Below are 14097 nucleotides of genomic sequence, written 5' to 3' on the forward strand. Positions count from 1 at the left end.
TGGTGGGCCCGATGGGTGGAGCAGGGTGCGATTGTGGGTGTAGTGGCCGCGGCCAATAGGATGGTGTCCTGTGACTCCCGCCGACCTGGCCGCGCTGCTGCGCGACGTGACCCTGACCGTGGTCCGCGACCGCGGACTGGACGAGAACCTGGTGCCCGACTCCATCGTCGTCGAGCGCCCCCGTCACGCTGACCACGGCGACTATTCCACCAACGTCGCCCTGCAGATGGGCAAGCGGCTCGGCGTGAACCCGCGGGAACTCGCCGGCTGGCTCGCGGAGGCGTTCGCCGCGGCCGAGGGTGTCGCGAAGGCCGAGATCGCCGGTCCCGGGTTCGTGAACCTCTGGCTCGGGGCCGCCGCGCAGAACACCGTCGTCGCGGCGGTGCTGGCCCGGGGTGCGGACTACGGCCGCGGAAACGAACTCGCCGGCTCGGTCATCAACCTCGAATTCGTGTCGGCCAATCCGACCGGGCCGATCCACCTGGGCGGTACCCGCTGGGCGGCCGTCGGCGACGCGCTCGGCCGCGTGCTGGCCGCTCGCGGTGGTGCGGTCACGCGCGAGTACTACTTCAACGACCACGGTGCCCAGATCGACCGGTTCGCCCGGTCGCTGGAGGCCGCGGCACTGGGCAACCCGACCCCGGAGGACGGCTACGCGGGCGATTACATCGCCGACATCGCCGCGAAGGTCGTCGAGACGGTCCCCGAGGTGCTGTCGCAGCCCGACGCCGACCGCCTCGAGACGTTCCGTTCGGTCGGGGTGGACCTGATGTTCACCCACATCAAGCAGAGCCTCCACGACTTCGGCACCGACTTCGACGTCTTCACCCATGAGGACAAGATGTTCGCCACCGGCCTCGTCGACGAGTGCATCGGCGAGCTCAAGGCCAACGGCAACCTGTACGAGAAGGACGGCGCGTGGTGGCTGCGGTCCACCGAGTTCGGTGACGACAAGGACCGTGTGGTCCTCAAGAGCGACGGCAACGCCGCCTACATCGCGGGCGACATCGCCTACTACCGTGACAAGCGCAACCGCGGCTTCAACCTCTGCATCTACATGCTCGGCGCCGATCACCACGGGTACATCAGCCGGCTCAAGGCCGCGGCGGCGGCGCTCGGCGACGACCCGGCCACCGTCGAGGTGCTGATCGGCCAGATGGTCAACCTCGTGCGCGACGGCACGCCGGTTCGTATGAGCAAGCGTGCCGGCACGGTCATCACGCTCGACGACCTCGTCGACGCCGTCGGCGTCGACGGCGCGCGCTATTCGCTGATCCGCTCGTCGGTCGACGTCAACATCGACATCGATCTCGACCTGCTCACCAAACAGTCCAACGACAACCCGGTGTACTACGTGCAGTACGCCCACGCGCGGATGTCCGCACTGGCCCGCAACGCCGCTGACCTCGGGGTCGTGTCGTCGCTGGACCATCTGGACCTGCTCGACGATCCCGCCGAGGGCGAATTGATCCGCACCATCGGCGATTTCGACGATGTCGTCGCGACCGCCGCCACGTTGCGCGAGCCGCACCGGGTCTGTCGCTACCTCGAGGTCCTCGCCGGCACCTACCACCGGTTCTATGCCAAGTGCCGTGTCCTGCCGCAGGGTGACGAGAAACCGGCGGACATCCACCGGGCCCGGCTCGCCCTGTGCGAGGCCACCCGTCAGGTCCTGGCCAACGGGCTGGGTCTCGTCGGCGTCACCGCGCCGGAGCAGATGTGAACGCCCACCCCGCCGGCCCCCGGCACGCCGAACTGCTGGCCGCGCCCCATCTCGCCGAGCGTCCGAACGACCCGGCCGTGCTCGCCGAGATCCCCGCACAGGTGTGGCCGCGCAACGCATCCCGCGACGAATCGGGCGAGCTGCGGTTGGCCGGCGTGCCGGTGAGTCAGCTCGCCGAAGAGTTCGGGACGCCGGCGTTCGTCGTGGACGAGGCCGACTTCCGGTCGCGCTGCCGGGACATGATGGCGGCGTTCGGCCCGTACGGGCGAGTGCACTACGCGTCGAAGGCGTTCCTGAGCACCGAGATCGCGCGCTGGGTCGACGACGAGGGGCTGTCCCTGGACGTCTGCAGCGGTGGTGAACTCGCCATCGCACTGCGCGCCGGTTTCCCGCCGGAGCGAATCGCACTGCACGGCAACAACAAGAGCGTCGACGAGCTGCGCGCTGCGGTCGACGCCGGAATCGGGCACGTCGTCCTCGACTCGATGATCGAGATCGATCGGCTCGACGCGATCGCCGGCGAACGCGGTGTCGTCGCCGACGTGCTGGTGCGCGTGACCGTCGGTGTCGAGGCGCACACCCACGAGTTCATCTCGACCGCACACGAGGACCAGAAGTTCGGATTCTCCCTCGCCGGTGGGATCGCGATGGGAGCCATCCGGCGGGTCTTCGCGACCGACAACCTCAGGCTCGTGGGTCTGCACAGCCACATCGGGTCGCAGATCTTCGACATGGACGGATTCGAGCTGGCCGCCCACCGGGTGCTCGGACTGCTCCGCGACGTCGTCGGCGAGTTCGGTGTCGAGAAGACCGCGCAGATGTCGGTCGTCGATCTCGGTGGCGGACTGGGGATCTCGTACCTCCCTGAGGAACGCCCGCTGCCGGTGCAGAAGGTGGCGGAGACGCTCGCGGCGATCGTCGAGCGGGAGTCGGCAGCACTCGGGCTGCCCATGCCGACCATCGCCGTCGAACCGGGCCGCGCCATCGCCGGTCCCGGCACGATCACGCTGTATCGCGTCGGCACCGTGAAGGACGTCGCACTGGGCGGCGGCGCCGTACGACGCTACGTCTCCGTCGACGGCGGCATGAGCGACAACATCCGCACCGTTCTCTACGACGCCGAATACGACGTGCGGCTCGTGTCCCGGGTGTCGGAGGCCCGTGCGGTGGTGTGCCGGGTGGTGGGAAAGCATTGCGAGAGCGGCGACATCGTGATCAAGGACTGTTGGCTGCCGGAGGATCTCGGCCCCGGCGACCTGATCGCGGTGGCGGCCACCGGTGCCTACTGCTACTCGATGTCGAGCCGCTACAACATGACCATGAGACCGCCCGTGGTGGCGGTGGCCGACGGGAACGCCCGGCTGCTGCTGCGCCGGGAGACCATCGACGACTTCCTCAGCCTGGAGGTGGGCCTGTGACCGGATCCGTGCAGAACGCAAGTGGCGCAACCGATGCGGACTCGCGCACCATCGGTGTCGCGGTGCTCGGCATGGGCAATGTCGGTGCCGAGGTGGTGCGCATCATCACCGACAACGCCGACGACCTCCGGGCGCGCGTCGGGGCTCCCGTGGAGATCCGCGGCGTCGCGGTGCGGGATCTCGGCCGTCCCCGCAAGATCGCGCAGGATCTCCTGACCGACGACCCGGCGGCACTCGTCGCGCGCGACGACGTCGACATCGTCGTCGAGTTGATGGGCGGCATCGACCCGGCCCGCGGTCTGATCCGGTCGGCGCTCGAGAGCGGCAAGTCGGTGGTGACGGCGAACAAGGCGCTCCTCGCCGAGTACACCGGCGAACTCGCGACCGCCGCGGCGGATGCCAAGGTGGACCTCTACTTCGAGGCCGCGGTCGCCGGCGCCATCCCGGTCATCCGTCCGCTGATGCAGTCCCTGGCCGGCGACACCGTCGAGCGGGTCAACGGAATCGTCAACGGGACCACCAACTTCATCCTCTCCGCGATGGACGAGACGGGCGCCGACTACGCCGACACCCTTGCCGAGGCCGGCCGCCTCGGATATGCCGAAGCCGATCCGACGGCCGACGTCGAGGGCTACGACGCCGCGGCCAAGGCGGCGATCCTCGCCTCGATCGCCTTCCACACGCGGGTCACGGCGGCCGATGTGCACCGCGAGGGCATCTCCTCGGTCACGTCCGCCGACCTGATCGCGGCCAAGAAGTTCGACTGCACGATCAAACTGCTCTCGATCTGCGAGCGCGTCCGTGACGCCAATGGCGCGCAACGGATCTCGGCACGCGTGTACCCCGCGCTGATTCCGCTGACCCACCCGCTGGCGACCGTGAACGGCGCGTTCAACGCCGTCGTCGTGGAAGCCGAGAACGCCGGGCGGCTGATGTTCTACGGTCAGGGTGCCGGGGGATCACCGACGGCATCGGCCGTTCTCGGCGACATGGTCATGGCCGCCCGCAACCGCGTGCACGGCGGGCGCGGACCGCTCGAGTCGACCTACGCCTCCCTGCCCGTCGCCCCGATCGACGACGTGTTCACGCGGTATTACGTCTCGATGCGGGTGGCCGACAAGCCCGGCGTGCTGGCGCAGGTCGCGGGGGAGTTCTCGAAGCGGTCGGTCAGCATCGCTGCGGTGCGCCAGGAGGGCGCGGGCGACGACGCCCGCCTGATCCTGGTCACCCACCGCGCCCCCGACCGAGCTCAATCGGATTGTGTTGCGGCGCTTGAAGACATGGACGCCGTCATCAAGGTGTCGAGTGTGTTGCGATTGGAAGGTACCGATGACTGAAGCGACTTCTACGCCTGTGCACCGCGCGTGGCCGGGCCTCATCGAGGCCTACCGGTCGCGGTTGCCCGTCGCCGACGACTGGAAGGTCGTCACGCTGCTCGAGGGTGGCACCCCGCTGATCAGTGCGCCGCATCTGTCGTCGCTGACCGGTTGCGAGGTCTACCTCAAGGTGGAGGGCCTCAACCCCACCGGTTCGTTCAAGGACCGCGGCATGACGATGGCCGTCAGCAACGCGGTCAACAACGGCAAGACCGCGGTCCTGTGCGCATCCACGGGCAACACCTCGGCATCGGCCGCCGCATACGCCACCCGGGCCGGGATCACCTGCGCCGTCCTGATCCCGCAGGGCAAGATCGCGATGGGCAAGCTCGCTCAGGCGGTCATGCACGGCGCCAAGATCATCCAGGTCGAGGGCAACTTCGACGACTGTCTCGAACTCGCGCGCAAGGCGACCGCCGAGTTCACCGAGATCGAACTCGTGAACTCGGTCAACCCGGCGCGGATCGAGGGTCAGAAGACCGCCGCCTTCGAGATCGTCGACGTGCTGGGCCGTGCCCCCGACGTCCACGCTCTGCCGGTCGGGAACGCGGGCAACATCACCGCGTACTGGAAGGGCTACAAGGAGTATCGCGCCGACGGAGTCTCGTCGTCGGTGCCGCGCATGCTCGGTGTCCAGGCCGCGGGCGCCGCGCCGCTGGTGAACGGCGCGCCGGTGAAGGACCCGGAGACCGTCGCCACCGCCATCCGCATCGGTTCCCCGGCCAGCTGGAACCAGGCCGTCGCCGCGAAGGACGAGTCGACCGGGCAGTTCCTGGCGGCCACCGACGAGAAGCTGCTCGAGGCCTACCGACTCGTCGCCGGCAAGGAGGGCGTGTTCGTCGAGCCGGCGTCGGCCGCCAGCGTCGCGGGCCTGCTCGCCGCGAGTGCCGACGGCTGGATCGAGCGGGGCTCGACCGTGGTGTGCACGGTCACCGGCAACGGTCTGAAGGACCCCGACACCGCGCTGGCGGGCATCCCGGCGGTCGAGGCCATTCCGGTGGACCCGGTGGCGGTCGCGAATGCTCTCGGTGTCGGCTGACGGGGCCGGGTCCGCGGCGGCTGCTGCGGGAACGGTGCCGGTAGGGCTCTCGACGAGGGTCCGCGTGCCCGCCTCCAGTGCCAACCTGGGGCCCGGATTCGACTGTCTCGGAATAGCTCTCGGAATCTACGACGAGGTGATCGTCGAGACGGTCCCGGATGGCGTCACCCTCGAGGTCGAGGGTGAGGGCGCCGACGCCGTGCCCCGCGACGACTCGCACCTCGTGGTGCGGGCGCTCACGCACGGACTGGCACACGCCGGGCTGCGGGCCCCCGGTCTGACATTGCGCTGCGTCAACCGGATCCCGCATTCCCGGGGTCTGGGTTCGTCCGCCGCCGCCGCGGTGTCGGGTCTCGCCGCCGCGTCGGGCCTGATCTCGGCCGCCGGCCTCGGTCCGGGGCTCTCGGCCGACGAACTGGTACAACTGTCCAGCGAATTCGAGGGTCACCCCGACAACGCGGCCGCGAGCGTGCTCGGCTCGGCGGTCGTCACGTGGACCGAATCAGCCGACGGCGTCGCCTCGTATCACGCGCACCGTCTCCCGGTGCACCCCGACATCTACGCAACGGTCTTCGTGCCCGACACCGAGTCGTCGACGTCGTTCACCCGCGGGCTGCTCCCGGATTCGGTTCCGCGCGCCGACGCCGTGTTCAACCTGAGCCGGTCGGCCCTCGCCGTCGTCGCGCTGACCACCGATCCGCGCAACCTCATGGCCGCGTCCCAGGATCGGTTGCACCAGCCGTACCGGGCGTCGGCGATGGCGCCGACGCACGATCTGGTCAGCGCGCTGCGTGCTCGGGGACATGCTGCGACGGTGTCCGGAGCGGGACCGACCGTCCTGGTGCTCGGTACGGCGCCGGTGCCCGCCGAGATCCGTCAGCTGGCGCAGGGCCTCGGGTTCGACGCCCGGTCGGTCGCCGTCGCCGGCGGCGTCGAGATCACCGTCGGCTGATCGGCGTCGTCCGCACGACCGCCGGAGTGAAAGCGCATTCATTTGGCGCTTCCGGCGTGTTGCCCCTATCATGCGAACGGGGTTACCATATTCTGGTCTAGCCGCGCAGGCTTGTCCTGCCGCTTCTCATCCTTCACCGATCGGAGATGACCGGCTGTGTATCCGGGCCGGGGTCATGGATCTCTGTCGACGGTGCCGAAGCGCAGGTGTTTCCGGGCACGCTCGCAGCGGACCACACATTCTCACCGTCCACCGCGGACGGACTCCCTAGCGCACAGAAGCAGGGAAACGTAGACCTCACGCAGTTCTCGTCTGCGGGAGGAACGAAAGGACTTCCGTGACCGATACGGACCTGATCACCGCACCTGCCGAGCAGGAATCCGCGGGTTCGGCCGGCCCCGACTCGGGACGACCGGCCACCAAGACACGTGCACGAACCGGCCTGTCCGGCATGGTGCTCAGCGAACTGCGGACGGTCGCCGGTGAACTCGGCATCAAGGGCACCTCCGGGATGCGCAAGGGCGATCTGATCGCCGCGATCAAGGAGCGCCAAGCGGGTGGCGACGCCCCGGCCGCGAAGAGCGCTCCCGCCCGGTCGAAGGCCGGCACGTCGAAGCCGGCGACGAACGACGACCAGCTGACCATCGGCGACTCCCCGGCCGCGACCGGGGCGGACACGACCGAGAAGAACGACGCCCCCCGGAGCGGCGCGCGCACCCAGCGCGGCGCCGGCCGCAAGGCCGCTGCCGCGGACGCACCGGCCGAGGCGTCGTCCACCGAGACCGCGAACGCCGACGCTTCGGGAACAACGAACAACCCGGCTGCCACCCAGGCCGACGGCTCGCGGAACGGCGCCGACGCGGCGAAGTCCGAGGCCCAGGCCGGGGATGCACCCAAGGGCGGCAGCGCTTCCGAGACCGACTCGTCGGAGACCGGTGCGGGACGCGAGCGACGCCGCGGCCGTGACGGCTCGGGCGAGGCCGCGGGTGACTCCGACGGCAACGACCAGCGCACTCGGCGCAACCGCAACCAGAACCGCGACAACCAGAATCGCGACGGGGGCCAGAACCGCGACGGGGGCCAGAATCGCGACAAGCAGAACCGCGACGGCAACCAGAACCGCGACGGCAACCAGAACCGCGACGGAAATCAGAATCGTGACGGGGGCCAGAACCGCGACGGGGGTCAGGACGACGACGGCGAGGGCGGCGGTCGCCGTCGGGGTCGCCGGTTCCGTGAGCGTCGTCGCGGCCAGAATCGCGACACCCCGAACGAGCCGCAGGTGTCCGACGATGACGTGTTGCAGCCCGTCGCCGGCATCCTCGACGTGCTCGACAACTACGCCTTCGTGCGCACCTCGGGGTACCTCGCCGGTCCGAACGACGTCTACGTCTCGATGAACCTGGTCCGCAAGAACGGACTTCGACGCGGCGACGCGATCACCGGTGCGGTCAAGGTGCCGCGCGAGGGCGACCAGCAGAACCAGCGCCAGAAGTTCAACCCGCTGGTGCGGCTGGACACCGTCAACGGCGGAGACGTCGAGACGGCCAAGCGTCGCCCCGAGTTCAACAAGCTCACGCCGCTGTACCCGAACCAGCGCCTGCGGCTGGAGACCACCCCCGAACGACTCGACACCCGTGTGATCGATCTGATCATGCCGATCGGCAAGGGGCAGCGCGCCCTGATCGTGTCGCCGCCGAAGGCCGGTAAGACGACGATCCTGCAGGACATCGCCAACGCGATCGCGACCAACAATCCCGAATGCCACCTCATGGTCGTCCTCGTCGACGAGCGTCCCGAGGAGGTCACGGACATGCAGCGTTCGGTGCGGGGTGAGGTCATCGCCTCGACCTTCGATCGGCCGCCGTCAGACCACACCTCGGTGTCCGAGCTCGCGATCGAGCGCGCCAAGCGACTCGTCGAGAGCGGGAAAGACGTTGTGGTGCTGCTGGACTCGATCACCCGTCTGGGTCGTGCGTACAACAACGCGTCGCCCGCGTCGGGTCGGATCCTGTCCGGTGGTGTCGATTCGACCGCGCTGTACCCGCCGAAGCGGTTCCTCGGCGCGGCGCGCAACATCGAGAACGGCGGATCGCTGACGATCATCGCCTCGGCGCTCGTCGAGACCGGCTCCACCGGCGACACGGTGATCTTCGAGGAGTTCAAGGGCACCGGCAACGCCGAGCTCAAGCTCGACCGCAAGATCTCCGAGCGCCGGGTGTTCCCGGCGGTGGACGTCAACCTGTCGAGTACTCGTAAGGACGAGCTGCTGCTGTCGCCGGAGGAATTCTCCATCGTGCACAAGCTGCGTCGCGTGCTCTCGGGTCTCGACTCGCAGCAGGCCATCGACCTGCTGATCAGTCAGCTCAAGAAGACCAAGACGAACATCGAGTTCCTGATGACGGTGCAGAAGACCGCGCCGGGCGGGAACAACGACGACTGAGTTCTGCGACTGCAAACGAGCCACGAAGGTCACCGGACCTTCGTGGCTCGTCGTTTTCGCTCCTCGGGAACTGCGGCCTGGCGGCCGTCGTGGACTACGACACAACACTCGCGAGCATCTGAACCTCATGCTCCCTGAGGTGCGAGCGAAGCGAGCCACGAAGGGTGTAGCAACGTGTCTCGCCAGCCCTTCGTGACTCGTCGACCTCGACGCGCTCCTTCGTCGCTTGCTCGGCCCGGCGGCTTGCGCTTCTCGCACCTCAGGGAGCAGGGGTTTTGTAGTCTCTTCGGATCAGCGAGCGATGGGGGTTCGCTTCTCTCGGATTGGGGAGCGGTGGGAGACGGACGGGGTTGCGCGACTCGCGCGGTGTCCTCTCAGCCGGCGAGGTCGGCCGCCAGGTGTTGCCACGCCTGCGCACTCGGCGGTGCGACGGCCCCGGTCTGGGTCACGATGAGCGCGCACTCGCCTCCGCGGCTGTAGATCTCGAGTGATCCCGTGCGGTCCCACACCCCGCGGGGCCACGTCACCCAGCATTCGCCGACGAGGTCGAAGTTGATCATCACGCGGGTGCTGCCGGATGCCAGCACCATCTGGCCCCGATGCTCGCGGGCTCCGTCGAGACGGTCCTGGCGCATCTGGATGCATCCCGGCGCCGCCGTCGCGAAGGTCACGGTCATCCCCAGTCCCGCTGCGTGCTCGAGTGCGGCGATCACCGCACGTGTCTCGACGCGGACGGTACGCGCGCAGTCGAGATGGGGGAGGGCCGCCAGGCGGGCGACACCTCCGTCGGTGAGTACCGCGTCGAATTGTGCGACCTGATCGTCGTCGATCGAGGCGGACGGGTCCACGCACTGTGGCGCAGGCGAATCCACGAAGGGCCCATCAAGGACCGCGGCCGCGCCGGTGCAGGTCATCGCCTCGAACGCCAGCCGGTCGGAGTTCTCCGTCAGGTACGTGGCGTGAGCGGTGTTGCCGCGGTGGTCGAACAGTCGCAGGGTCGGCGGAACGTGGGCGGCGGGATCGCTGAGCAACGCCGACGACAAGCGAGAGGGGTTGAGCCGCAGTGCGATCTGCTGCGAGTCGACACGTAGCGGACCGCCCACGGCCGTCGGGAGGTCATGGACGCCGACCGCGTTCATGATCACCGGACCGGCAACGGTCACGCCGACGACCTGGGCCAGGCCGGGCAGGCGCGCGGCGACCGCGGGGACGTCGTGATTCACCGAGGATCCCGCGAATCCGGCTGTCCGCAGCAGGATCTCGAGATCGCTGCGGGCGTGCGGATGGTCCCCGGCGGAGTGGGTCATCTCAGTAGACGTCGCGAGAGTAGCGATTCTCCGCGCGCAGGCGATCGACGTACGCCACGGCCTGGTCGGGCTCGAGACCACCGTGTTCGGCGACGATCTCGTGCAGCGCCGCATCGACGTCGTCGGCCATCGTCGTGGCGTCGCCGCACACGTACAGATGCGCGCCGGCCTCGAGCCACGCGAACAGCTCACCGCCGTGTTCGCGCATCCGGTCCTGGACGTAGACCTTGTGTTCCTGATCGCGGGAGAAGGCTAGGTCGAGCCGGTCGAGAAGCCCGTCGGTGACGAACCGGTCGAGCTCGTCGGCATAGAGGTAGTCGTGGCCGCGATGCTGGTCACCGAAGAACAGCCAGTTGCCGCCGGGTGCGCCGGCCGCGGCCCGCTCGTGCAGGAAACCGCGGAACGGGGCGATGCCGGTGCCCGGGCCGATCATGACGGCCGAGACGTCGTCGGCGGGCAGCCGGAACTTCTTGTTCGGGGAGATGAAGACGGGCACGGTGTCGCCGGGCGCGCAGCGGTCGGCCAGGTGGGTCGAGCACACACCTCCGCGATCCCGGTCGGCGACGCGGTAGCGCACCGTGGCCATCGTGATGTGGACGGTGTCGCCGTGGACCCGCGGGCTCGACGAGATCGAGTACTCGCGGTGCGCGAGGGGACTCAACTCCTCGAGCAGTTCCTCGGGAGTCGGGGTGAAGGTCGGGTCCAGATCCACCAGATCGAGGACGTCGAGGCCGTGGAGCCACGCGTCGAGTGCCTGCGGGTCACCGGCGTCGAGAAGTCGGGCGAGTTCGGGGTGTCCGGTGCGTTCGGCGACGACCCGGACGAGGTACTTCGACGGCGCGCCGATCTCGTACCTGCTGGTCAGTGCCTCGCGCAGGGTGTAGGTCGCCTTGCGGTCGGCGATGATCTCGTCGCCCTCCGCGCGCAGCCGGGCGAGCAGGAGATCGACCAACGCGGGATCGTTCGTCGGAGCGATCCCGATGCCGTCGCCGGGCTCGTAGGTGATGCCGCTGTCGCCGAGATCGAGTTCGAGATGCCGGACCTCCTTGGCCGATCCGGGACCGGAGAGGAGCTCGTTCCGCACGACCGTCGCCGGGTAGGGATGGCGCCGGTTCCACGGCGATCGCGCCGTCTTGCCGGTACGACGGGCGGGGGAGGTCCGTGCGGTGTCGACTGCGAGGCTGCTGCCGGTGGAGGCGGCGTCGTACATCGAGGAATCCTTCGGGGACGAGGTGCGGGGGAGCGTGTGCCGCCGACAGGGCGGGCGACGCCACGGTACTACACTTAGGCAACCCTTACGAGGATCGCGATCTGCGTCACGTGTAGCGAAGTGCCGGTGGCCGTGTCGGGAATGGATCCGAGTGGCCTGCCGTTGAGGCACCTGCGACCGTGGTGACCGGGATTTTTCCCGGGTGATGCCCCCGTGGCATACTGGTCGGTCGAGTCCGGTTCCGGTTCACACCGTCGACAAGCGACGGTGACCCGGCGACCTCAGAAAGGGACAGTCAGACATGAAGCAGGGAATCCACCCCGAGTACGCGACGACCACCGTCGTCTGCGGCTGCGGCAACACCTTCGAGACCCGCAGCACCGCTGCCAACGGTCGGATCAACGTCGAGGTCTGCTCGCAGTGCCACCCGTTCTACACGGGCAAGCAGAAGATCCTCGACACCGGCGGCCGCGTTGCCCGGTTCGAGAAGCGCTACGGCAAGCGCGCCAAGTAGACCACGCTGCGACGCCCGCCCGACGATGTCGGGACGGGCGTCGCTGTGTTTTCCGGTCAGAGTTCTTCCCGGTGTCGCCGATCATCCGTTGTGGCGCCGGTCGACAAGTGAGGTCGCCTTCATGAGTACGCAGAGTCCCTCGGCCATCGACGACATCCTGGCCGAGCACTCGGGTCTCGAACGTCAACTGGCCGATCCTGCCCTGCACGACGATCCCGCCGCGGCCCGTCGCGTCGGCAAGCGATTCGCCGAGCTCGCGCCGGTCATGGCGACCTACACACGGTTGAAGACGGCACGCGAGGATCTGGAGGCCGCACGTGAACTGGCCGCCGACGATGCGTCGTTCGCGGCCGAGATCCCCTCTCTCGAAGAGGCCGTCGAGGAACTCGACGCGACGTTGACCGACCTGCTCGCCCCGCGCGACCCCCACGACGCCGACGACGTGGTCCTGGAGATCAAATCCGGTGCGGGCGGCGAGGAATCGGCACTGTTCGCGGCGGACCTGGCCCGGATGTACCTCAAGTACTGCGAGCGTCACGGCTGGAAGGCGCAGGTGCTCGGCGTGACCGAGTCCGATCTCGGCGGCTACAAAGAGGCCACCTTCTCGATCAAGTCGAAAGAGGCCGTGCGCGACGGGGTCTGGTCGCGACTGAAGTTCGAGGGCGGTGTGCACCGCGTCCAGCGGGTGCCGGTCACCGAGTCGCAGGGCCGCATCCACACGTCGGCGGCCGGGGTGCTGATCTACCCCGAGCCCGAAGAGGTGGCCGAGGTGACGATCGACGAATCGGAACTGCGCATCGACGTCTACCGCTCGTCCGGCAAGGGCGGCCAAGGCGTGAACACCACCGATTCGGCGGTCCGGATCACCCACCTGCCCACCGGAATCGTCGTCACATGCCAGAACGAACGTTCGCAGTTGCAGAACAAGGCGCGCGCGATGCAGGTCCTCGCCGCCCGGCTGCAGTCCGCAGCCGAGGAAGAAGCGGAGGCCGCCGCCGCGCAGGGTCGTGCGGCCCAGATCCGCACCGTGGACCGGTCCGAGCGGATCCGGACCTACAACTTCCCCGAGAACCGCATCACCGATCACCGCATCGGTTACAAGGCCAGCAATCTCGACGCGGTCCTCGCCGGTGACATGGACAACCTGCTCGACGCGCTCGTCGCCGCGGACCGGCAGGCCCGCATGGAAGCGGAATAGACGTTGTGACCGGCAGGCCGACCCCGTTGTCGGACGAACTGCGTGCCGCGACCGCCCGTCTCGCCGCGTCCGGGATCGACTCCGCACGCCGTGACGCCGAATGGCTGATGGCCCACGTGCTCGGGATCGATGCGGGCCGACTGGTGCTGGTGGACACGATCGACGACGCGCCGGCCCGCGCGTTCCGGTCGGCGATCGACCAGCGGTCGCAGCGGATTCCCTTGCAGCACATCATCGGGACCGCCGCCTTCGGCCCCGTCGAGCTGGCCGTCGGCCCCGGGGTGTTCATCCCCCGGCCGGAGACCGAGTACCTCCTCGAATGGGCGGTCGACCGACTCCGCGCCACCCCCGGATCGCATTTCGCGGCTGATTTCTGCAGCGGCAGTGGGGCACTGGCGATCGGCATCGCCGCGATGAGTCCGGCGACCCGGGTCGTGGCGATCGAGGCCGACGAGGATGCGCTGGTGTGGTTGCGTCGCAACGTCGCCGACGCGACACCGGCCGTCGGGTCACGGGTCGACGTCGTCGCCGCGGACGTCACCGATCCGGATCAGGTCGCGGGAGCCATCCCGGCCGGCAGCGTGTCGGTCCTGGTCACGAACCCGCCCTACGTGCCGCTCGACGCCGTGGTCGGACCCGAGGTCGCCCACGACCCGGCTCGCGCGGTCTTCGGCGGCGCGGACGGGATGTCGGTCATCGTGCCGATGGTGCCGGTCATCGCCCGCACGCTGACGCCGGGTGGCGTCGTCGGGATCGAACACGACGACACGACCGCCGACGCCGTCGTGTCGTGCCTGCACGCGCACGGCGACTTCGAGGAAGTCACCCGGCACACGGATCTCACGGGCCGGCCGAGGTTCGTGATGGCGCGCCGACGGCAGGCCGGGTCCGTCGGACGCGGCATGGCAGGATGATCG

Annotated in this window: 11 protein-coding genes; 9 read left to right on the forward strand and 2 right to left on the reverse strand. The window is 68.9% G+C overall.

All coding sequences use genetic code 11. The annotated features are described in order from the left end of the window. Nucleotides 1-70: 70 nt before the first annotated feature. The 6 genes from argS (at nt 71) to rho (ending at nt 8951) form a co-directional block, all read left to right on the forward strand. Nucleotides 71-1723 (forward strand): arginine--tRNA ligase, encoded by a 1653-nt coding sequence (gene argS, locus GR168_RS08970; protein WP_058252745.1) that lies wholly within the window; start codon nt 71-73, stop codon nt 1721-1723. After that, nucleotides 1720-3141, forward strand: coding sequence for a diaminopimelate decarboxylase (lysA, locus tag GR168_RS08975; RefSeq protein ID WP_159370572.1), 1422 nt, complete (start codon nt 1720-1722; stop codon nt 3139-3141). The genes argS and lysA overlap by 4 nt, the downstream gene beginning before the upstream one ends. Further along, nucleotides 3138-4478, forward strand: a complete 1341-nt coding sequence (locus tag GR168_RS08980; protein ID WP_159370573.1) for a homoserine dehydrogenase — start codon at nt 3138-3140, stop codon at nt 4476-4478. Before lysA ends, GR168_RS08980 begins: the two co-directional genes overlap by 4 nt. Beyond that, on the forward strand, nt 4471-5556 hold the full coding sequence (gene thrC, locus GR168_RS08985) for a threonine synthase (protein ID WP_159370574.1): 1086 nt from the start codon (nt 4471-4473) through the stop codon (nt 5554-5556). Before GR168_RS08980 ends, thrC begins: the two co-directional genes overlap by 8 nt. Next, nucleotides 5537-6508: a homoserine kinase gene (thrB, locus tag GR168_RS08990; RefSeq protein WP_068969915.1), complete on the forward strand. Its 972-nt coding sequence runs from the start codon at nt 5537-5539 to the stop codon at nt 6506-6508. The genes thrC and thrB overlap by 20 nt, the downstream gene beginning before the upstream one ends. 337 nt (nt 6509-6845) lie before the next feature. Continuing rightward, on the forward strand, nt 6846-8951 hold the full coding sequence (gene rho / locus GR168_RS08995) for a transcription termination factor Rho (RefSeq protein WP_159370575.1): 2106 nt from the start codon (nt 6846-6848) through the stop codon (nt 8949-8951). A gap of 374 nt (nt 8952-9325) precedes the next feature. On the opposite strand, the gene GR168_RS09000 is transcribed toward rho, so the two are convergent. Both GR168_RS09000 and GR168_RS09005 read right to left on the reverse strand, forming a co-directional pair. After that, entirely contained in the window at nt 9326-10258 is a 933-nt protein-coding gene (locus GR168_RS09000; RefSeq protein ID WP_068969913.1) for a heme transporter, read from the reverse strand. A gap of 1 nt (nt 10259) precedes the next feature. Continuing rightward, complete coding sequence (locus GR168_RS09005; RefSeq protein WP_159370576.1) at nt 10260-11468, reverse strand: sulfite reductase subunit alpha; 1209 nt, start codon at nt 11466-11468, stop codon at nt 10260-10262. A gap of 301 nt (nt 11469-11769) precedes the next feature. Here GR168_RS09005 and rpmE point away from each other — a divergent pair, with 301 nt between their 5' ends. The 3 genes from rpmE to GR168_RS09020 all read left to right on the forward strand — a co-directional run bounded on the left by rpmE (nt 11770) and on the right by GR168_RS09020 (nt 14094). Then, on the forward strand, nt 11770-11982 hold the full coding sequence (rpmE, locus tag GR168_RS09010) for a 50S ribosomal protein L31 (RefSeq protein WP_010842972.1): 213 nt from the start codon (nt 11770-11772) through the stop codon (nt 11980-11982). Between the two features lie 121 nt (nt 11983-12103). Beyond that, nucleotides 12104-13180 carry a peptide chain release factor 1 gene (prfA, locus tag GR168_RS09015; RefSeq protein ID WP_159370577.1) on the forward strand — a complete coding sequence of 359 codons (1077 nt, stop codon included), beginning with the start codon at nt 12104-12106 and terminating at the stop codon, nt 13178-13180. A 5-nt stretch (nt 13181-13185) separates the two neighbouring features. After that, complete coding sequence (locus GR168_RS09020) at nt 13186-14094, forward strand: HemK/PrmC family methyltransferase (protein ID WP_065632842.1); 909 nt, start codon at nt 13186-13188, stop codon at nt 14092-14094. The last annotated feature ends 3 nt before the right edge of the window (nt 14095-14097 follow it).

The organism is Gordonia sp. JH63 (assembly GCF_009856645.1).
In the GTDB taxonomy this organism is placed as follows: Bacteria; Actinomycetota; Actinomycetes; order Mycobacteriales; family Mycobacteriaceae; genus Gordonia; species Gordonia hongkongensis.